The sequence below is a fragment of the Kitasatospora sp. NPDC096140 genome, from assembly GCF_040303045.1.
Taxonomy (GTDB): domain Bacteria; phylum Actinomycetota; class Actinomycetes; order Streptomycetales; family Streptomycetaceae; genus Kitasatospora.
In genome coordinates, this window is sequence record NZ_JBEOUW010000010.1 from 153,925 (window position 1) to 174,569 (window position 20,645).

Below are 20,645 nucleotides of genomic sequence, written 5' to 3' on the forward strand. Positions count from 1 at the left end.
GCTCGCGTTGTGGTCCTGGCCTGGCGAGGAGGCTCCTGTGCAAGCCCGAGTGTCCGTCGCAGCCGGGCGACGCCTGCGGTCCCAGTTGGAGCAGAGTCCTGCGTTGCGGGAGGTGCTGCAGCACCCGGCGGCGCTGGCCGCGCGGCGGGCGACGGCGCGGACGTGCCGTCAGCTGGCGCCCAGGACGGCGGACCGGCTGATCGCCGACCTCAAGGGGACGGAGCCGCTGCTGGCCTCGGTGCGGGCGGAGCGTGCGGCCGGGCGTCCCGGGCGGCGGGCGATGCAGATCGCGGCCGGGGTGGCGACCGCCGCGGTGGTCGGCGGGCTGTTGGCCGGGCCGCTGCCGTCGGCGGCGTACGCGGCCACGCCGGGGCCGGACGTGGTGTCCACCGCGCCGCAGACGCCGCTGGGGAGCGTGACCGACCCTCAGGTGTTCCCGCGGCCGCAGGAGAAGACGGTGGCGGGCAAGGCGGTCGTGGTGCCGGCCGCCGTGACGCTGGTGGCCTCGCCGAAGGCGGACATCGGCGCGGTCCTGGCCGTCCGTGAGGTGCTGAACGTCGCCGGGGCGACCGAGGTGACGCCGCAGGCGGACGGCGGGACGCCGGCCGCCGGCTCGCTGGTGGTGTACGTCGGCGGGCCCTCCGAGGGCGCCGACGGCGAGGTGGACCGCGTGCTGCGGCAGCTGAGCGCCGCGGCCGGCGGAAAGGAGGGCACCGCGCCCTCGACCGCGAACCTGCCGGCCGGCGGGTACGTGCTGTCGGCCGGTCAGCTGCCCGCCCAGGGCGGCGGGACGTACGGCGCCGTGGTGCTGGCGGGCACGGACTCCACCGGGACCTTCTACGCCGCGCAGAGCCTGCGCCAGCTGCTCGCCGCCGTGCCGGCCGGGCAGGGGCAGGCGGCGGGCGCGAACGGGCTCGGCCTGCCCGGGATCACGCTGCGGGACTGGCCGACCGGCGCGCCGGTGCGCGGCACCGCCGAGGCGTTCTACGGCACCCCGTGGACGGCCCAGCAGCGGCTGGACCAGGTCGACTTCCTCGGCCGCTCCAAGCAGAACTTCTACCTCTACGCCCCCGGTGACGACCCGTACCGGCTCTCCCGCTGGCGCAACGCCTACCCGGCCGCGCAGGCGGACGAGCTGCGCGAGCTGGCCGACCGGGCGCGGCGCAACCACGTCACGCTCGGCTACGCGATCGACCCGGGGCAGTCCCTCTGCTTCAGCTCCGGCAAGGACGTGGACGCGCTGGTGGCCAAGCTGGACGGGCTGCGCAAGCTCGGCTTCAGCGCCTTCCAGCTGCAGTTCCTGGACGTCAGCTACGACGAGTGGCACTGCGGCGACGACCGCGACGAGTACGGCACCGGGCCCGCCGCGGCCGCCAAGGCGCAGGCCGAGCTGGTGAAGAAGGTGCAGGACCGGCTGATCGCCCGGAACCCGGGCCTGGCGCCGCTGTCCGTCGTCCCGACCGAGTACCACCAGCAGGGGGCCACGCCGTACCGCAAGGCGCTGGCCGCGGCGCTGCCGGCGAACGTGCAGGTCGCCTGGAGCGGGGTCGGGGTGATCCCGGAGAAGATCACCACCGCTCAGGCCTCCGACACCGCAGACCTGTACGGGCACCCGCTGGTCACCATGGACAACTACCCGGTCAACGACGCCAGCCCGGACCGGCTCTTCCTCGGCGCCTACACCGGGCGCGACCCGGGGGTGGCCACCCGCTCGGCGGTGATGCTGACCGGTGCGATGCAGCAGCCGATCGCCTCGCGGATAGCCATCGCCACGGCCGGCGACTTCGCCTGGAACCCCGTCGGCTACAAGTCGGACGAGTCCTGGCAGGCGGCCGTGCGCACGCTGGCCGGGCCGACCGGCGCCGCCGCGACGCCCGCCGGGACGGCGCTGCCCGCCGTCACCGCGCTGGCCGGCAACAGCGTCTCCTCCCCGCTGTCCCAGCAGGAGTCCGGCTACCTGACGCCGCTGCTCGACCGCTTCTGGGCGGCCGCCGAGCCCACCTCGGGCGCGGCCCCCGACCTCGCCAGGCTGATAGAGGCCGCCGCCCCGCTGCGTGACGCCTTCGCCGCGATGGCCACCGCCCAGCAGACGCTGGCCGGCACCCCGGCCACCGCCCAGCTGGCCGGCGAGGCCGCGCCGTGGCTGGGCCCGCTGCGCGACTACGGGCTGGCCGGGCAGGCCGCCCTGAACATGCTGCTCGCCCAGCACGGCGGCGACGGCGCGGCCGCCTGGAAGGCCCGGGTGGAGCTGAACCGGCTGCGCGAGCAGCTGGACCGGTCCCCGGCCACCATCGGCGCCGGGGTGCTCGCCCCGTTCCTGGACCGCGCCGTCCGCGCCGCCGACAACTGGGCCGGCGTGGTCAGCGGTGGGGTCACCGCGACCACCACCCTGGGCACCGCCCAGGACCACCTGCCCGCGCTGATGGCCGACGGCGTGGCGGACACCTTCTACTGGAGCTCCGCTCCCCCGCAGCCCGGCGACGCGGTCGGCCTGGACCTCGGCGCGGGCCGCCCGGTGAGCGGCGTGACCGTGCTGATGGGCAGCTGGGGCAACGGCCCGGACGCCCGGACCGCCGTGGACGACTACATCCGCGACGGCGTGCTGGAGTACTCCACCGGCGAGGGCGGCTGGAAGCAGCTGGCCGTCGTCAAGAACCAGAAGACGGTCAGCGCCCAGCTCCCGCCGGGCACGATCGTCCGGGCGGTGCGGCTGCGGGCCACCGCCGCGCAGAAGACCGCCGTCGCGGTGCGCGAGTTCACCGTCACCGCCCCGGACGAGTCCCCGGCGAGCGTCACCGGCGGGCCCGACGCGCTGCCCGGCTCCTCCGCCGCCGCGGTGCTGGACGGCAACCCGGACACCGCGTACCGGGCCGCCAAGGCGCCGACCGCGCAGGACGAGCCGCTGACCGTGGAGCTCGGCGCCGCCCGCCCGCTGGACCGGCTCACCGTGCTGACCGACCCGGGCGTGCGGGCCACCGCCACCGTCGCGGTGCGCCGCGCCGACGGCACCTGGGCGGACATCGGCACCGTGGTGCCCGGCTACAACGAACTGCCGGCCGGCGGGCAGGTGGCCGACGCGTTCCGGCTGACCTGGCGGCCCGGCGGCGACCCGCCGGTCGTCAACCAGGTGATCCCCTGGTACGCGGACGCCCCGGCGGCCCGCCTCAGCCTGTCCGACCCCGCCATGGACGTGGTCACCGGCGCGGCCGCGCCGGTCAAGACCCAGGCCACCGTGGAGGCCGGCCGCCCCGAGGGAACCACCGGGGAGCTGCGTGCCGAGGTGCCGGTCGCCGCCAAGGGCCTGACCGTGACCCCGGCCGGCCCGGTGACCGTGCCGCGCGGCGGCCGGGTGGGCGTGCCGCTGCAGGTCGCCGCCGCGCCGGGCACGCCGTCCGGGACGTACCAGGTGCCGGTGCAGTTCGTGTCCGGGGCGACCAGCGTCAAGCAGGTGCTCCAGGTGCACGTGGTGCCGCCGACCGGCGGGCCGGACCTGGCGCTCGGCGCCAAGGCCACCTCCTCGGGCGACGAGACGTCGAACTTCCCGGCCTCGGCGGTCACCGACGGCGATCCGAAGAGCCGTTGGTCCTCGCCGGCCAAGGACGACGCCTGGGTGCGGCTGGAGCTGCCGCAGGCGACCCGGCTGGGCGCGGCGGTGCTGCACTGGCAGGCCGCGTACGCCGCGGCGTACAAGATCCAGGTCTCCGCGGACGGGAACTCCTGGACGGACGCGGCGACGGTGGACAACGGCAAGGGCGGCGACGAGACGGTGCGCTTCGACGCGCCCGGCGTCCGGTTCGTCCGGGTCCAGGGCGTGGCGCGGGCGACGAAGTACGGCTACTCGCTGTGGGGCGTCGAGCTGTACGCGGTGACCCCGCCGGCCCAGCCGCAGCCGCCGGCCGGCCAGCCGGGGCAGCCCGCTCAGCCGGGTCAGCCGGGTGGTGCGCCGGCCGCTCCCGCGACTCCTCCGGCGACGCCCGCGAAGCCGTAGCCGGCCGCGGGCCCCGAGAACGCGGCGGGCCGCCGTGCTCCCCGCTGCGGGGGGCGCGGCGGCCCATGAGGCGCGTACCGACGGTGTGACGGGCGGGCCCTTGTGTCGCTGGGGTCAGGCGGAGAGCGGTTCGGGCTGCTCGCCGCGGCGGACGGGGGTGGGGTGGGCGCCGTGCGCCCGGCCGATCGGTACCGAGTGGTTGGGCTCGGTATGGTCGTGGTGCTCGTACTCGCCCCACTGCGGGGCGCGCAGCTGGTCGCCGCCGCCGTAGGGTTCCAGGTAGGGGCGCCAGCGCGGGTCCTTGATGCCGGTGCCGATGATCCGCCAGGCGAGTCCGCTGGGCGGTGCGGGTGGGCGCTTCATCCGCCACCCGAGTTCGGTGAGGTGACGGTCGGCCTTGGTGTGGTTGCAGCGGCGGCAGGCTGCCACCACGTTGTCCCACCGGTGCTGGCCGCCCCGGCTGCGCGGGATCACGTGGTCGACGCTGGTGGCGGCGGCCCCGCAGTAGACGCAGCGGCCGTGGTCGCGGGCGAACAGCGCCCGGCGGGTGAGCGGGACGGGCCCGCAGAACGGGACCCGGACGAAGCGGGTCAGACGGACGACGGACGGCGCCGGAAGGGCGCTGGTGGCGCTGTGCAGAGTGACTCCCGTGTCCTCCAGGCTGACTGCCTTGTGGTTGAGGACCAGGATGAGTGCGCGGCGCATCGATACGACGCCGAGTGGCTCGTAGGACGCGTTGAGGACCAGGACATGCGGCACGGATGCCTCCTTGGACGCCTGCGGCGCGTGGCTCGCGCCGGGACGAGCGGTTGGATCGCACAACGAGTGCGCGATCTCCCCCAGTGTCGCCTTACGCCTTTGTACGGCGCCACCACTCCTGTGTAACGGACCTGCCGTGAACTTCGGGTGTGGTCTCTGTCATAACCGGTATGCCCGGGGAAGGTCGACTTGCACCCGGGTGCCGCCCGGGTGCCGCCCGGGCCCGGCCGGTGGCCCTCCCGGGGGACGGATCGGCCGGTCGGAGCAGTGTCCGGCCGGGTCGCGGCGGCTTCCGGGGTGGGGTGCGGGGGGAGCGCACCGGGGTGTTGACGGGGCGTCCGGGCCCTTCCGTACGCCCTCGGGAGGCTTCGCGCGAGGCGGCCGACGGCGTTCGGCGTGTCCGGGCGGGCGTTCGGCGGCGGATAGGCTAAGGCGCACGGTCCGCGGGCCGCTTGCCGGCGGTGTGGGCCCGCCACGCACCCAGCAAGGAAGGTCCGCACGTGTTCAGCTCCGGCGCCACCGGTCTGTCCGACGCGTCCCCGACGCCCTCCGTCCCGACGCCGACCCCCAGCCCCACCGCGCAGCTGCCGAACCTGGACCTGCGGATCCCGACCAGCGCGCAGGAGGTGTCGGACACCACCAAGCAGGCCGCCAGCTGGTTCGACACGCACTGGCAGAGCTGGCTGGCCTCGGGCCTGCGGATCGTCTTCATCGTGGTGCTGGCGATGGTGCTGCGGGCCGTGGTGCGCAAGCTGATCACCCAGCTGATAGGGCGGATGGCGCGCAGCCCCGAGCACCAGGAGGAGAGCCGGCTGGGCGGGCTGCTGGCCAACACCGGGGTGGTGAACCCGGAGCGGCGCCAGCAGCGCTCGGAGGCGATCGGCTCGGTGCTGCGCAGCGTGGCCTCCTTCACGATCCTGGGCACGGCGGCCCTGATGGTGCTCTCCGCGCTGGGGGTGAACCTGGCGCCGCTGCTGGCGAGCGCCGGTGTGGCCGGTGTGGCGATCGGTTTCGGCGCCCGCAACCTGGTCACGGACTTCCTCTCCGGGGTCTTCATGATCATGGAGGACCAGTACGGCGTCGGCGACGAGATCGACACCGGGGTGGCCACCGGCACGGTGCTGGAGGTCGGCCTGCGGGTGACCAAGCTGCGCGGCGCGAACGGCGAGATCTGGTACATCCGCAACGGCGAGGTGAAGCGGATCGCCAACATGAGCCAGGGCTGGTCGACGGCCTCGGTGGACGTCCAGGTCGCGTACAAGGAGGACCTGCTGCGGGTCGAGGACCTGATCCAGCAGACCGCCGAGGAGCTGGCCAAGGAGACGCCGTACGACGAGTTGGTCTGGGCGCCGGTGTCGATCCTGGGCGTGGAGTCGGTGGCGGCGGACTCCCTGATGCTGCGGGTCGAGGCCCGGACCGCGCCCGGCAAGGCGGCGGTGGTCTCCCGGGCGCTGCGCCAGCGGCTCAAGACGGCCTTCGACGGGGCCGGGATCAAGGTCAAGGAGGAGGCCCCGACGGCCGCGGCCGCGGCGGCGGCCGCCGTGGCCGCCGCGGTGATCGCGCCGGCGCAGGCCCCCGCGGTCGAGCAGGTGGCGCCGTCCGCGTTCGCCGACCCGAACTCGGCCCGGTTCAAGGCCGCCGAGCCGATCCCGGTGCCGAAGCCGGAGCCGGCCCCGTAGGCCCGTAGGCCCCGTAGCGGAAACGGCTCCCCGCAGAGGGGACGAGAGCCCCGCCCCGGCACCGCGGGGGCGGGGCTCGCTGCTGCCGGTAACGCTTCGGCATCCTCCGTTCCACCGACCATTGACACCCCGCTGACGCGGCCCTTACGGTCCTTCCCAAGCGACTGGAAAGTTTCCTAACAGTTCGCCCGAAGCTCGCACCCGTCCCCACGGACGCCGCCCGAGAGCCACCCCGACGTCCCCCGGCGGCAACCCCGACCAGCCGAAAGAGGAGGATTCGGGCATGACCAAGAGCACCGCCAAGGCCCCCCTCGCCGGCACCCCGAGCCTCCTGCGGGCCATCAACGACCGCGCCGCCCTCGAACTCCTGCTGGAGAACGGCCCGCTCTCCCGCACCCGGATCGGCACGCTGACCGGGCTCTCCAAGCCCACCGCCTCCCAGCTGCTGGCCCGGCTGGAGGCGGCCGGGCTGGTCGTGCCGGTCGGCACCACGGCGGGCGGGCCGGGGCCCAACGCCCAGCTCTACCAGGTGAATCCGGCCGCCGGGTACGTCGCCGGCCTGGACGTCACCAACACCGGGATCCGGGTCGCGGTCGCCGACATCACCGGCACCACGCTGGTCGAGCACACCGTCAGCACCAAGGGCGTGCCGGCCGCCGAGACCGTCGCCACGGTCGCCTCCGCCGTCGCCGAGGCGGTCCGGGCCGCCGGACTCGCCGAGGGCAGCCTGCGCACCGTCGCGATCGGCGTCGGCGGCGCCCCCGACCCGGTCACCGGCAAGCTGCGCTACGCCTCCCACCTGCCCGGGTGGCACTCGCCGCGGCTGGTCGAGGAACTGTCCGAGGCGATCGGCGCGCCGGTGTCGATCGAGAACGACGTGAACCTGGCCGCCGTCGCCGAGCAGGCCTCCGGTGCGGCGGCCGGCTTCGAGGACTTCGTCCTGCTCTGGGCCGAGGCGGGCGTCGGCGCCGCGATCGTGATCGCCGGGCGGCTGCACCGCGGCTTCACCGGCGGCGCCGGGGAGGTCGGCTACATGCCGGTGCCCGACTCCCCGGTCGAATGGGACTCCCGCCGCCGCAAGTTCGGCGGGTACCAGGCCCTGGTCGGCGCGCCCGCCGTCCGGGCCCTGGCCCGCGAGCACGGGCTCGGCGCGCCCACCGCCGAGGAGTCGGTGGCCAGGGCCCTGGCCACCCCGGGCGCCGGCGACGCCTTCCTCGCCGCGCTGGCCGGGCGGCTCGCCGTCGGACTGACCGTGATCGTCTCGGTCGTCGACCCCCAGCTGGTGGTCCTCTCGGGCGCGGTGCCGAGCGCCGGCGGCGAACGCCTGCGCGCGCTCGTCGAGGACGAACTGGCCAGACTCTCCATCGCCCGGCCGGAGGTGAGGAGCAGCGCCCTGCCCGGCTCCCCCGTCCTGCTCGGCGCCCTGCAACGCGCCCTGTCGGACGCCCGCGAGGCGGTCTTCTCCACCCACTGACGCTCCCGCCCACCGACGCTCCCCCCGCACCCACCTCTCCCCGACCCCCGAACGCGGGCCCCGAGGCGACGAAGCCTGCCCGCGCACTTCCAGGAGGACCTCCCAGTGCACGCCACCACCTCCCGCAGAGGCCGCCGCACGATCGCCGCCGTCGCCGGCAGCGCCGTCCTGGCCCTGCTCGCCACCGCCTGCACCGGTTCCAGCGACTCGGGCGGCAACGACGACTCGGCCAGCGGCAAGGACGTCACCATCACCTTCTGGCACGGCTGGAGCCAGGACAACGAGACCAAGGCGATCGACGACAACATCGCCGCCTTCGAGAAGGCCCACCCCAACATCCACGTCAAGGCCGTGGGCAACATCCCGGACGACAAGGTCAACCAGGCTCTGCGGGCCGGCGGCGACGACGCCCCGGACGTGGTCTCCTCCTTCACCACCAACAACGTCGGCATGTTCTGCTCGACCAAGGCCTTCGTCGACCTCAAGCCGCTGCTCCAGAAGAGCGGCATCGACCCGGCCAAGACCTTCCCGGCCGCGATGCTCGACTACACCCAGTTCCAGGGCAACCAGTGCTCACTGCCGCTGCTCGGCGACGCGTACGGCCTGTACTACAACAAGAAGGCCTTCGCTGAGGCGGGCATCGCCCACCCGCCCAAGACCTTCAGCGAGTTCGCCGCGGACGCCGCCCTGCTGACCAAGGCCGACGGCGACTCGTACAAGCAGCTCGGCTTCATGCCGCTGTACCACGGCTACGAGTCCACCACCGAGCACTACCTCGGCCAGTACGGCCCCACCTACTTCGGCCCCGACGGCAAGTCGAACCTCGCCACCGACCCGAAGGTCGCCGCGATGCTCAAGTGGCAGAAGGGCCTGGTCGACCAGCTCGGCGGCTACGACAAGCTGGAGAAGTTCCGCGCGACCTTCGGCGAGGAGTTCAGCGCCAAGAACCCCTTCCACACCGGCCAGGTCGCGATGGCCCTGGACGGCGAGTGGCGCACCGCCTCGCTCGCCGCGAACAAGCCCGACTTCGACTGGGGCACCGCCGCCTTCCCGGTGCCGGACGACCAGGCCGACACCTACGGCCGCGGCTACCAGACCGGCACCATCGTCGGCATCGCCAGCACCAGCAAGAAGCAGGCCGCGGCCTGGGAGCTCGTCAAGTACCTGACCACCGACACCGACGCGGTCGTCGGCTTCGCCAACGCGATCCACAACGTGCCCAGCACCTTCGCGGCGCTCGACTCGCCGAAGCTGGTCAGCGACGACAACGTCAGGACCTTCCTGGACATCGCCAAGAACGCCCACTCCGGCACCACCCCGCCGGCCGTCAACGGCAGCGGCTACATCAGCTCGCTGCAGAACCTCGGCTACGACTACGAGTCCGGCAAGCAGACCGACCTGCAGGCCGGTCTGGCGGCCACCGCCAAGCAGATCGACACCGACATCGCCCAGGCCAAGTAAGCGCCCGCGAACGGCCCACGGAGCTCCCATGTCACTCGCGTTCGGCACCCGCAAGGAGAGCGGCGGCAACGCCGGCGCCGGACCGGCCGGCCCGGCGGCGCCCTCCACGCAGCACCTGCTGCGCCGGAAGCGCCGCCGGGAGGCGGCCCGCACCCTCGCCTTCCTCTCCCCCTGGCTGATCGGGTTCAGCGTCTTCTTCGTCTACCCGCTGGTCTCCACCGCCTACTTCTCCTTCACCCAGTACAACGGCTTCGGCCAGCCGACCTTCAACGGCCTCAAGAACTGGGACTACGTCCTCGGCCAGCTGCCGACCTTCTGGCAGGGCCTGCGCAACACCCTCTGGCTGGTCGTCGTCATGGTGAGCCTGCGGGTCGCCTTCGGCCTCGGCATCGGGATGCTCATCACCAGGGTCAAGACCGGCGCCGGCTTCTTCCGCACCGTCTTCTACCTGCCGTACCTGGCCCCGCCGGTGGCCGCGACCGTGGCCTTCGCCTTCCTGTTCAACCCCGGCACCGGCCCGGTCAACCACCTGCTCGGCGAGCTCGGCCTGCCGCAGCCCGGCTGGTTCGCGTCCCCGGACTGGTCCAAGCCCGCGCTCACCCTGCTCGCCATGTGGGGCGTCGGCGACCTGATGGTCATCTTCATGGCCTCGCTGCTCGACGTCCCCAGGGAGCAGTACGAGGCGGCCGAGCTGGACGGCGCGAGCCCGTTCCAGCGGTTCCGGTACGTCACGCTGCCGAACATCTCGCCGATCATCATGTTCGCGGTGGTCACCGGGGTGATCCAGACCATGCAGTACTACACCCAGGCGATCGTCGCCGGGAAGGTCGCCAGCGGCATCGCGGGCAACTCCGGCCAGCAGTTCGAACCGGGCTACCCGGGCGGCTCCACCTGGACCCTGCCGCAGATGGTCTACAACCTGGGCTTCCAGCGCTTCAACTACGGCGCGGCCTGCGTCGTCGCCCTGGTGCTGTTCGCCATCTCGATGGCCGTCACCTCGATCCTGCTCCGCCGCCGGTCCGGCTTCATGGCGAGCGACGACTAACGGGCCAGTGAGGACCTGATCATGACTCTCGGCAACACGCTCACCGAGGCGCCGGCCCCGGCCGGCCCCACCCGCCCCGGCCGGCCCGGCAGCCCCGCGGCCCGGGCCGCCCGGCGCCGCGCCCTGCTCCACTGGGTGGCCGTCCACTCGCTGGCCATCGCCGCCGCGCTGTTCTTCCTGCTGCCCTTCGTCTTCGTGCTGCTCACCTCGCTGATGGACGACCAGCAGGCGCTCACCACCGACTACTGGCCCACCCACTGGGAGTGGGGCAACTACGGCAAGGTGTGGAACACCCCCGGCTTCCTCACCTGGTGGCGCAACACCCTGCTCTACGCCGGCGCGGGCACGCTGCTGACCGTCGTCTCCAGCCTGCCGGTCGCCTACGCGCTCGCCAAGTTCCGCTTCCGGGGCCGCAACCTCGCACTGATGGCGGTCATCGCGATGATGATGCTGCCGCCGCAGGTCACCGTCATCCCGATGTACCTGTTCTGGGCCAAGCAGATGGGCATGAGCGGCTCGCTCTGGCCGCTGATCATCCCGATGGCCTTCGGCGACGCGTTCTCCATCTTCCTGCTGCGCCAGTTCCTGATGACCATCCCCCGGGAGTACATCGAGGCCGCCCGGATCGACGGCTGCGGCGACCTGCGCACCCTGCTGCGGGTGGTCCTGCCGATGGCCAAGCCGGCCATCGCCGCGGTCGCGCTGTTCCAGTTCTTCTACTGCTGGAACGACTACTTCGGCCCGCAGATCTACGCCAGCAACAACCGCGAGGCCTGGACCCTCTCGTACGGGCTGGAGTCCTTCAAGGCCGCCCACCACACCAACTGGAACCTCACCATGGCCGCCACCCTGCTGGTGATGGCACCGGTGATCGTCCTCTTCTTCTTCGCTCAGAAGGCCTTCATCGAAGGCGTGACACTGACAGGGGTCAAGGGCTGATGTCCGCACCGAAGACGTCCGGAACCGCCGCGCTCAAACTCGCCGTCGTCGGCGGGGGTTCGACGTACACCCCGGAGCTGATCGACGGCTTCGCCCGGCTGCGCGACACCCTGCCGATCGGCGAACTGGTGCTGATCGACCCGGCCGCCGAACGGCTGGAGCTGATCGGCGGCCTCGCCCGGCGGATCTTCGCCCGACAGGGGCACTCCGCGGCCGTCACGGTGACCACGGACCTGACGGCGGGCGTCGCGGACGCCGACGCCGTCCTGCTGCAACTGCGCGTCGGCGGGCAGGCGGCGCGCAACCAGGACGAGACCTGGCCGCTGGAGTGCGGCTGCGTCGGGCAGGAGACCACCGGCGCCGGCGGGCTCGCCAAGGCGCTGCGCACCGTCCCGGTGGTGCTGGACATCGCCGAGCAGGTGCGCCGGACCAACCCGGACGCCTGGATCGTCGACTTCACCAACCCGGTCGGCATCGTCACCCGGGCCCTGCAGACCGCCGGCCACAAGGCCGTCGGGCTCTGCAACGTCGCCATCGGCTTCCAGCGCAAGTTCGCCGCGCACCTCGGGGTGGACCCGGAGCTGGTGCGGCTCGACCACGTCGGGCTCAACCACCTGACCTGGGAGCGCGGGGTGACCCTGCTGGACGCCCCCGGCGCGGCCGGCGGGCGGGAGGTGCTGCCGGAGCTGCTCGGCGGCTTCGGCAAGGAGATCGCCGAGGACCTGCACCTGCCGCAGGCCGTCATCGAGCGGCTCGGGGTCGTACCGTCCTACTACCTGCGGTACTTCTACCAGCACGACGCGGTGGTCGCCGAGCTCAGGGAACAGGGCTCGCGGGCCGCGCAGGTCGCCGAGATCGAGCGGCAGCTGCTGGAGCTGTACGCCGACCCGACCCTGGACACCAAGCCCGAGCTGCTCGGCAAGCGCGGCGGCGCCTTCTACTCGGAAGCCGCCGTCCAGCTGATCGCCGCCCTGCTCGGGACCGGCGGCGGGACCTCCGTGCAGGTCGTCAACACCCGCAACGACGGCGTGCTGCCCTTCCTGCCGGACGACGCCGTCATCGAGGTGCCCGCCGAGGTCGACGCCGGCGGCGTGCGCCCGCTGCCGCAACGCCCGCTGGAGCCGCTGTACGCCGGCCTCGTCGCCGCCGTCACCGCGTACGAGCACCTCGCCCTGGACGCCGCGCTGCACGGCGGGCGCGACCGGGTCTTCGACGCGCTGCTCGCCCACCCGCTGGTCGGCCAGATCGAACTCGCCGACCGGCTCACGGACCGACTGCTCGCCCACAACCGCGAGCACCTCGCCTGGGCCTGACCCGGCCCGCGGTGCCGGCCCGCGTCCCGCGAGGAGAGCGCGGGCCGGCACTGCGAGGAGACCGCCCACACCCGGCCGCCCACACCCGGCCGGGCACCCCCGGCCGACGACTTCCCGGCCGGGCCACGTACGAGCCGCGGGGACCCGATGACCCACCAGCCCGAACCACTCCTGCCCGGCGTACTCGCCATCGACGCGGGGAACTCCAAGACCGACGTCGCCCTGATCGGCCTCGACGGCAGCGTCCTCGGCACCGCCCGCGGCGGCGGCTTCGCCCCCCAGCGGATCGGCGGCGCCGCGGCCGTCGCCGGCCTCGCCCCGCTCGTCCGGCAGGCCGCAGCCGAGGCCGGCCACCCGACCTGGAACGGCGTGCTCACCGGCCACGTCAGCGCCTGCCTCGCCAACGCCGACCTGCCGGTCGAGGAGCAGGCCCTGCACGACGCCCTCGAAGCCCACCCCTGGGGCGTCACCAACACCGTCGTCAACGACACCTTCGGCCTGCTGCGCGCGGGCACCGACGGCCCGCGCGGCGTCGCGGTCGTCTGCGGCGCCGGGATCAACTGCGTCGGCCTGCTGCCGGACGGCCGCACCGCCCGCTTCCCCGCCCTCGGCGAACTCACCGGCGACTGGGGCGGCGGCGGCGGCCTCGCCATCACCAGCATGTGGCACGCCGTACGGTCCGAGGACGGCCGCGGCGGGCCCACCGCCCTCGCCCGCGCGATCGCCGACCACTTCGGCCTGCCCAGCGCCGGCGCCGTCGCCGAGGCCGTCCACCTCGGGCAGCTGTCGAGCGACCGGCTGCACGAACTCGTCCGGGTGCTGTTCGCGGTCGCGGGCGACGGGGACGCCGTCGCCCTGGAACTGATCGACCGCCAGGCCGACGAGATCGTCCGGCTCGCCGTGGTCGCCCTGAGACGGCTCGACCTGCTGGACTCCCCCACCCCGGTCGTGCTCGGCGGCGGCGTACTCGCCTCCGAACAGCCGCTGCTGCTCGACAACGTGAAGGCCCGCCTCGCGCAGGCCGCACCGCTGGCCGAACCCCGGGTCGTCGTCGCGCCGCCGGTGCTGGGCGCGGCACTGCTCGGACTGGACCACCTGAAGGCGGGCACGCAGGCGCAGGCCCGGCTGCGCGAGGCCTACGAGGGACCGCGGCCGGTCGCGGCCTGACCCGGCGTCAACGAACTTCCCTCCTCCGCCGGATCCGCACGTCCGGCGGAGGAGGGAACCCATGCTCCCGGTCGTCCTCGTACGACCCGAGTACCGGCGGACGCCGCCGCCCGGGGAGACTGGTGCCATGGCCGTGCCCCGCAACCTCCTCGCCGCCGCCCTGCTGGCCTGCGGCACCGCAGCCGCGCTCACCGGCTGCACCCCCGCCGACTCCCGCCCGACGGTGGCCGCCGCCTCCGCCGCGGCGGTCGCCGACGAGGCGGCGGACGACCTGCTGGACGAGGACGACGAACTCCTGGGCGAGGAGGAGGACGTCGAGGAGGCCTACTCCCCCGCGGCCGACCCGTCCGCCGCCGGCCCCTCCGCGGCCGACCCCTCCGCCGCCGACCCCTCCCTCCCGGCTCCGTCCGGCCCGGCCCCCGGCTGCACGGCACCCACGGAGCTCCCGGGCCACGAGGTCCTCGTCGTCGTGGCCGCCGGCCCAGCCGCACTCACCGCCCAGCCGGCCCGCTTCACCTGCGGCCCCGCCCGCTACGCCCCCACCGGCACCCCCGTCCACTACGGCTTCGCGGCGGCCGGCGTGGCGGCGACCCTGGTCGACCGCCCGCACGACGAGCCGGCCAGGGCGGTCCCGCTGACGGAACTGGTCGCCCACCTCGACGACTGCCTGGCGGAGCGGGACCCCGCGCCCCCGTACGGGTGCCACGGGAACGCGTACGACGTGGTGCTGGACTCCCACGGGCGGATCATGCGGATCGGCGAGGTCGAGCGGCCGTAGGGCGGGCGTCAGGGTGGGCGTGGGGCGGCATACGGTGTAGAACCTCCCCGCAACTGTTGACATTCGGCTGAGCTACGCGCGTCAGCAGCCCGGCAGCTGGGGACTTTTGACGTTCCATACCTCCGCGTGGGCCGCCCTTGGGGCTGGTCTTACTCTCAGCCTCGTTGACCCGGTTTCGGCGGCTCTGCTTTGCTTCCGGCGGTCGACGGTGCGCCGGTCCCCCATCCCCTCTTCGCCGGCCGCCCCTGACGGGCGGTCCGCCGCTCCGGCCTGCCGTCGTCGCCCCGCTCGTCCCCCCACAGCGCCGCCGCGTCCCCACCCGGGTGCGGCCGGCGCGAGAGAGGAACCCTCACGATGGGCATCTCCCCCACCTCCCGCCGGATGCGCGTCCGGGCCTTGACCGGGCTCAGCGCGCTGGCCCTCGCCGTCACCGGCTTCGCCGCTCCGGTCGCCCAGGCCGACCAGCCGGGCGGCGAGTTCGCCGGGAACTCCCACCCGTACCGGCACGGCGCCCACCCGACCAAGGAGGCGGGCAACTCCGCCGCCGCACGGACCAGCAACCTGAAGTACGGCGGCGCCGTGGACGGCATCGGCGTCACCACCGGCGCCCCCGCGGTCTACTTGGTCTTCTGGGGCACCCAGTGGGGCACCCAGGGCACCGACGCCAACGGCTACACCACCCTCACCGGCGACCCGAAGGGCATCGCCGTCCGCGCGCAGCAGCTGTTCAAGGGGCTGGGGACCAACAACGAGACCTGGTCCGGCGTCATGACGCAGTACTGCGAGGGCGTCGCCAAGGGCGCGACCAGCTGCCCGGCCACCGCCGCGCACGTCGGCTACCCGACCGGCGGCGCGCTGGCCGGCGTCTGGGTGGACTCCTCGGCCGCCGCACCGGGCCAGGCCACCGGCAACCAGCTCGCCGCCGAGGCCGTCAAGGCCGCCGGGCACTTCGGCAACACCACGGCCGCGTCCAACCGCAACGTCCAGTACGTGGTGCTCTCGCCCACCGGCACGCACCCGGACGGCTTCAACACCCCGAACGGGGGCTTCTGCGCCTGGCACGACTGGAACGGCGACACCACGCTGACCGGCGGCGCCGCCCCGTCCCCGTACGGCGACGTGGCGTTCACCAACGACCCGTACGTGACGGACATGGGCGCCTCCTGCGGCCAGAACTACGTCAACAGCGGCAGTGCGGGCACGCTGGACGGCGTGACCATCGTGTACGGCCACGAGTACTCGGAGACCGTCACCGACCAGAACCCGGCCGGCGGCTGGACCGACTCGACCGGGTACGAGAACGCCGACAAGTGCGCCTGGAAGGGCACCGGCGGGACCGGCGGCGCGCAGAACGTGACCTTCGCGACCGGGTCGTTCGCCATGCAGGGCACCTGGTCGAACGCGGTCAGCGGCTGCCAGATCTCGCACGCGATCGTCCACTGACGCCCGCGGTGCGTTGAGGCGCCGGGGCGGGCCGTGCGGGCCCGTCCCGGCGCTCGGCGTTCCCGCGGGGGCGCCGTCAGGGGCTGACCAGCCCGAACTCGTAGGCCTGGATGACCAGATGAACCCGGTCACGGGCGTCGAGCTTGGTGAAGAGCCGGGCGACGTGGGCCTTGGCGGTGGCCACGCTGATGGTGAGCTCCTCGGCGATCTCGGCGTTGGACAGACCGCGGCCGACCAGGGTGAGCACCTCGCGCTCGCGCTCGGTGACGCTCCCGGTGACGGCCCGCCGGGGCTGCCGGGCCGCCCCGCCGTTGCCCCCGCCGTTGTCCGGACGGGCGGCGAACTCGCCGATCAGACGGCGGGTGATGCCGGGGGCGATCAGCGCGTCCCCGGCGGCGACGACCCGGATGCCGTCCAGGATGGTCTCCAGGGCGAGGTCCTTGACCAGGAAGCCGCTCGCGCCGGCCCGCAGGGCGCCGTACACGTAGTCGTCGTCGTCGAAGGTGGTGAGCACGAGGACGTGGGTGGGCAGGTCCGGGTCGGCGGTGATCCGGCGGGTGGCCTCGATGCCGTCCGTCCCCGGCATCCGGATGTCCATCACCGCGACGTCGGGGCGCAGCCGGGCGACCAGGTCGACGGCCTCGGCGCCGTCGCCGGCCTCGCCGACCACCTCCAGGTCCGGGGCGTCGGCGATGAGCACACGCAGGCCGGTGCGGATGAGCGGCTGGTCGTCCACGAGAACGACGCGGATCACGGTCCCACCTCCACGGGGATCGGCAGTCGGGCGGCGACAAGGAAGCCGCCTTCGGGGCGCGGGCCGGCGCTGAACTCGCCGTGCAGCAGGGCGACCCGCTCGCGCATGCCGGCGATGCCGTAGCCGGTGCCGGGGGTGGGCGTCGCCGGGGCGGCTCCCAGGTCGACGACGGTGACGGCCAGTTCGTCCGGCCGGTAGTCGACGGTGACGTGGCAGTCGCGGGTGCCGGAGTGCTTGACCACGTTGGTCACCGCTTCCTGGACGATCCGGAACGCGGCGAGGTCGACGTCGGCGGGCAGGGCTCGCGACTCGCCGCCGCGGGTCACCGCGACCCGGACGCCGGCGCCCGCGCTCTTCTCCACCAGCCGGTCCAACTCGGCGAGACCCGGGGCGACTTCGAGCGGTGCGGACTCCTGCTCGCCGGCCCGCAGCGCGCCGAGCATCCGGCGCAGGCCGGCCAGGGTCTCCCGGCTGGTGGTCTCGATGGCGGCCAGCGCGTTGCGGGCCTCGGCGGGCTGGGTGTCCATGACGCGGCTGCCCATGCCGGCCTGGATCGCGATGATGCCGATGCTGTGCGCGACCATGTCGTGCAACTCCCGGGCGATCCGCAACCGTTCGGCGGTGATGGCCTGCTCGGAGGCCCGGCCGCGCAGCGCCTCGGTGTGGGCGCGGGTCTGGTGCACGGTGTTGCCGACCAGCCAGGCGATCAGCACGGTCGCGGCGTAGCCCGCGTAGGCGAGCGGGTTGACGGGGTAGTCGTGGACGGCACCCCAGAGCATCAGCCCGGCGAGCGTGGCGAGCGGCAGCGCCAGGGCGCTCAGCGAGACGCGCCGGGAGCGGGTGGCCGCGCAGTAGCCGACCACGCCGTCGGCGATCAGGAACTGGAGTCCGGTGGTCTCCGGAACCTCCCACATCCCGAGCGCGAAGACGCTGCCTCCGAGCGCCACCGCGATGGCCGCCAGCGGCAGCCGGACCAGCAGGGTCGCGACCGACGTGGTGACCACCGCGGTGACCACCAGCGGCATGTCCTCCGGGTTGCCGTAGTACCTGAACAGGTGGCTCAGCTCGTCCTCACGCGTGAAGCAGCGGAACACCACCAGGGCCGTCCAGAGCGCCGCCACCCACACGCCCGGCGGTAGGCGCCTGAGCAGCGGCGGGCGGGCTTCGGTGATCATGACGCGATGGTAGCCGCGTCCCGTTCGGCGGCGCATTGGCCGGCGGGCGTAATCCCCGGGGCCAGTGCGCCGGCCCGCAGTTGTGGCCCGCCGCCCGACGCCCGGGCGGGGCGGCGACCGGCAGCGTTGTCCCCGTGATCGAGATCGAGCGACTGACCAAGAGGTACGGCGCCACCACGGCCGTCGACCAACTGACCTTCACCGTCCGGCCCGGCGCCGTCACCGGCTTCCTCGGCCCCAACGGCGCCGGCAAGTCCACGACACTGCGGATGATCCTGGGCCTCGACACCCCCACCGGGGGCAGCGTCACCGTGGCCGGCGTGCCCTTCGCGAGCCGGCCGCGCGGGCTGCGGCACGTCGGCGCGCTGCTGGACGCGGGCGACGTCCACGGCGGGCGCAGCGCGAGGGCGCACCTGCGGGCGCTGGCCCGCAGCAACCGGATCCCGGCCGGGCGGGTGGAGGAGGTGCTGGAGGAGGTCGGGCTGGGCCGGGCCGCCGGGCGGCGGATCGGCGGCTACTCGCTGGGCATGAGGCAGCGGCTCGGCATCGCGGGCGCGCTGCTCGGCGACCCGCCGGTGCTGCTCTTCGACGAGCCGCTGAACGGGCTGGACCCGGAGGGCGTGCTGTGGGTGCGCGGACTGTTCCGCCGCCTCGCCGCCGAGGGGCGCACGGTGTTCGTCTCCAGCCACATGATGGCCGAGATGGAGCACACCGCCGACCGCCTGGTGGTCATCGGGCGCGGCCGGCTGATCGCCGACGAGGGCCTGGCGGAGTTCTCCGCCCGCAACGCGACGACCTCGGTGACCGTCCGCACGCCCGAACTCCCGCTGCTGGCCGAAGCATTGCGGACGGAAGGCGCCGACGTACAGCTCCACGAGCCGCAGTCGGCGATCGTCACCGGGCTGACCGCCGAACGGATCGGCGAACTCGCCCTGCGACACGGCGTGGTGCTCGGCGAACTGACCACCCGCACCTCGTCCCTGGAGACCGCGTTCATGTCCCTGACCGCCGACAGCGTCGAGTACCCGGCGACCGAACACCCGGCTGGAGAACCCCGATGAGCACCACGAGCACCACCCTCACCCCCCTCGCCCCGACCGCCCCACACACCGCCGAACCCGCACCCCGCTTCACCGACCTGCTCGCCGCCGAGTGGATCAAACTCCGATCACTGCGGTCGACGTACTGGGTGCTCGCGCTCGCCTCACTGGCGGCGATCGTGGTGAACCTGAACGCCGTCCACAGTGACCTGCCGTACCTCGACCACCCGAGCCCACCTCCGCCCGGCTTCCCCCCGTACCGGTACGACCCGCTGTTCCACGGCCTGAGCAGCATGTCGAGCGACCTGATGGCGATCGCGGCCGGCAGCCTCGGTGCGATCACCGTGTTCGGCGAGTACACCACCGGCCTGGTCCGCACCACCTTCGCCGCCGTGCCGGACCGGCGCGCGGTGGTCACGGCCAAGGTGGCGCTGATCGGCGGGATCACCGCGCTCGCCGGGCTGGTGGTGTCGTTCGGCTCCTTCCTCGCCACCAACGCGATGCTCGCCTCCCGGCACGTCGGGCTCTCCATCGCCGACGACGGCTGCCTGCGCGCCGTCCTCGGCTTCGCGGCGATCGTGCCGACCTGCGCGCTGATCGGCATGGCGCTCGGCGCGGTGCTGCGGCACGCCACCGCCTCGATCGTGTCGCTGGTGGTGCTGATGTTCATCCTGCCGCTGATGTTCGGCGGGGACCGCTATCGCTGGCTCAAGGAGATCGGCACCCACCTGCCGCTCAGCACCGTCACCCGGCTCACGATCAACCCCGACTCCTCGACGACGATGGGGAAGTACGCGCCGACCGTGCTGGACTCCTGGATCACGATGGGCGTGTGGGCCGCCGTCTCGGTGGCGGTCACGGTGGTCGTGGTGCGGCGACGGGACGTGTGAGGTGCCGCGCCCCTAGCCGAGGCCGAGGCGCTGCGCGGTCGCGGCGGGCAGCGGGTACGGGCGCTCGGGCGGCAGCGGCCGCTGCGCCTTCGCCCCCTGCCCGCCGCGGACCAGCTCGGCAATCCGCCGCACCTGCGGGGTGAGGTCGGTGAGCCCGGTGACCCACTCCTCGGCGAAGGTGCGGACCAGCGAACGGCCGACGCCCACCTGGATGCTGTACTGGTTGAGCGCCGCCCCGCGCAGCGTGCGCTCCGGATCCCACTGGACGTGGACCTCGGCGCGGGCCAGCTCGTCGGGGTGCGCCGTGGTCGGCACGGCCCGGGCCAGCGCGTCCTCCCAGCCCTCACGGGTGATCCGCACCGCCAGCACCCGGGTCTGCCCCGGCTTCTGCGCCCAGTTGCTGCGGTGCATCAGCCAGCGGAACGAGGGCTTGATCCACGTCATCCGGTGGAAGCCGAACGGCGCCACGAAGCGCCCCGCCGCCAGCGCCGCGTCCGCGACGGCGGGCGGGTAGGCCTGGTAGACCACGATCGTCCGGTCGTCGTGGTCGGCGCGGATCTCCCGCAGCGCGGTCATCGCGGCGCACCCCCTGGTCTTCCTGCTCCCCGGCGCATCCCCGCCGCCCTCTGCCGTCCTCTGCCGTCCGCTGCCGTCCTGCTGGCAGCGTCCCCCGCCGGGCACGCTGCCAGGGCGGGCGGGGCGGCGCAACGGAATTGCCGCGCGGGCGGGGCGGCGGGGCC

The 20,645-nt window shown here is 73.9% G+C and carries 16 protein-coding genes; 12 read left to right on the forward strand and 4 right to left on the reverse strand.

What is annotated here, in order from left to right; all coding sequences use genetic code 11:
* Window positions 1–112 precede the first annotated feature (112 nt).
* Entirely contained in the window at window positions 113–3,988 is a 3,876-nt protein-coding gene (locus ABT048_RS13110; protein ID WP_350521528.1) for a beta-N-acetylglucosaminidase domain-containing protein, read from the forward strand.
* Window positions 3,989–4,102: 114 nt separating this feature from the next.
* Here ABT048_RS13110 and ABT048_RS13115 read toward each other — a convergent pair whose 3' ends face one another.
* Window positions 4,103–4,747, reverse strand: a complete 645-nt coding sequence (locus tag ABT048_RS13115; RefSeq protein ID WP_350521433.1) for an HNH endonuclease — start codon at window positions 4,745–4,747, stop codon at window positions 4,103–4,105.
* A 500-nt stretch (window positions 4,748–5,247) separates the two neighbouring features.
* On the opposite strand from ABT048_RS13115, the gene ABT048_RS13120 reads away from it, so the two are divergent.
* The 9 genes from ABT048_RS13120 to ABT048_RS13160 all read left to right on the forward strand — a co-directional run bounded on the left by ABT048_RS13120 (window position 5,248) and on the right by ABT048_RS13160 (window position 16,046).
* Window positions 5,248–6,426, forward strand: coding sequence for a mechanosensitive ion channel family protein (locus tag ABT048_RS13120; RefSeq protein WP_350521434.1), 1,179 nt, complete (start codon window positions 5,248–5,250; stop codon window positions 6,424–6,426).
* A 283-nt stretch (window positions 6,427–6,709) separates the two neighbouring features.
* Window positions 6,710–7,900, forward strand: coding sequence for an ROK family transcriptional regulator (locus ABT048_RS13125; RefSeq protein WP_350521435.1), 1,191 nt, complete (start codon window positions 6,710–6,712; stop codon window positions 7,898–7,900).
* Between the two features lie 105 nt (window positions 7,901–8,005).
* Complete coding sequence (locus ABT048_RS13130) at window positions 8,006–9,361, forward strand: ABC transporter substrate-binding protein (protein ID WP_350521436.1); 1,356 nt, start codon at window positions 8,006–8,008, stop codon at window positions 9,359–9,361.
* A gap of 28 nt (window positions 9,362–9,389) precedes the next feature.
* The gene (locus ABT048_RS13135; RefSeq protein ID WP_350521437.1) at window positions 9,390–10,406 is read left to right on the forward strand and encodes a carbohydrate ABC transporter permease; all 1,017 of its coding nucleotides are present in this window, start codon (window positions 9,390–9,392) and stop codon (window positions 10,404–10,406) included.
* 21 nt (window positions 10,407–10,427) lie between these two features.
* A complete protein-coding gene (locus ABT048_RS13140) occupies window positions 10,428–11,345 on the forward strand; it encodes a carbohydrate ABC transporter permease (RefSeq protein WP_350521438.1) in 918 nt (305 codons plus the stop codon).
* Window positions 11,345–12,658, forward strand: a complete 1,314-nt coding sequence (locus ABT048_RS13145) for a 6-phospho-beta-glucosidase (protein ID WP_350521439.1) — start codon at window positions 11,345–11,347, stop codon at window positions 12,656–12,658. The genes ABT048_RS13140 and ABT048_RS13145 overlap by 1 nt, the downstream gene beginning before the upstream one ends.
* A gap of 147 nt (window positions 12,659–12,805) precedes the next feature.
* Window positions 12,806–13,825 (forward strand): N-acetylglucosamine kinase, encoded by a 1,020-nt coding sequence (locus ABT048_RS13150; RefSeq protein ID WP_350521440.1) that lies wholly within the window; start codon window positions 12,806–12,808, stop codon window positions 13,823–13,825.
* A 127-nt stretch (window positions 13,826–13,952) separates the two neighbouring features.
* Window positions 13,953–14,603, forward strand: a complete 651-nt coding sequence (locus ABT048_RS13155) for a hypothetical protein (RefSeq protein ID WP_350521441.1) — start codon at window positions 13,953–13,955, stop codon at window positions 14,601–14,603.
* 354 nt (window positions 14,604–14,957) lie between these two features.
* A complete protein-coding gene (locus ABT048_RS13160; RefSeq protein WP_350521442.1) occupies window positions 14,958–16,046 on the forward strand; it encodes a hypothetical protein in 1,089 nt (362 codons plus the stop codon).
* A gap of 76 nt (window positions 16,047–16,122) precedes the next feature.
* Here the strand turns inward: ABT048_RS13160 and ABT048_RS13165 are convergent, their stop codons facing one another.
* Window positions 16,123–16,800 carry a response regulator gene (locus ABT048_RS13165; RefSeq protein ID WP_350521443.1) on the reverse strand — a complete coding sequence of 226 codons (678 nt, stop codon included), beginning with the start codon at window positions 16,798–16,800 and terminating at the stop codon, window positions 16,123–16,125.
* Complete coding sequence (locus ABT048_RS13170; protein ID WP_350521444.1) at window positions 16,797–17,975, reverse strand: sensor histidine kinase; 1,179 nt, start codon at window positions 17,973–17,975, stop codon at window positions 16,797–16,799. Before ABT048_RS13170 ends, ABT048_RS13165 begins: the two co-directional genes overlap by 4 nt.
* 134 nt (window positions 17,976–18,109) lie before the next feature.
* On the opposite strand from ABT048_RS13170, the gene ABT048_RS13175 reads away from it, so the two are divergent.
* Together ABT048_RS13175 and ABT048_RS13180 are read left to right on the forward strand one after the other, a co-directional pair.
* Entirely contained in the window at window positions 18,110–19,036 is a 927-nt protein-coding gene (locus ABT048_RS13175; RefSeq protein ID WP_350521445.1) for an ABC transporter ATP-binding protein, read from the forward strand.
* The gene (locus ABT048_RS13180) at window positions 19,033–19,905 is read left to right on the forward strand and encodes an ABC transporter permease (RefSeq protein ID WP_350521446.1); all 873 of its coding nucleotides are present in this window, start codon (window positions 19,033–19,035) and stop codon (window positions 19,903–19,905) included. Before ABT048_RS13175 ends, ABT048_RS13180 begins: the two co-directional genes overlap by 4 nt.
* A gap of 12 nt (window positions 19,906–19,917) precedes the next feature.
* Here the strand turns inward: ABT048_RS13180 and ABT048_RS13185 are convergent, their stop codons facing one another.
* Window positions 19,918–20,481: a DUF4291 domain-containing protein gene (locus ABT048_RS13185; protein WP_350521447.1), complete on the reverse strand. Its 564-nt coding sequence runs from the start codon at window positions 20,479–20,481 to the stop codon at window positions 19,918–19,920.
* Between the last annotated feature and the right edge of the window lie 164 nt (window positions 20,482–20,645).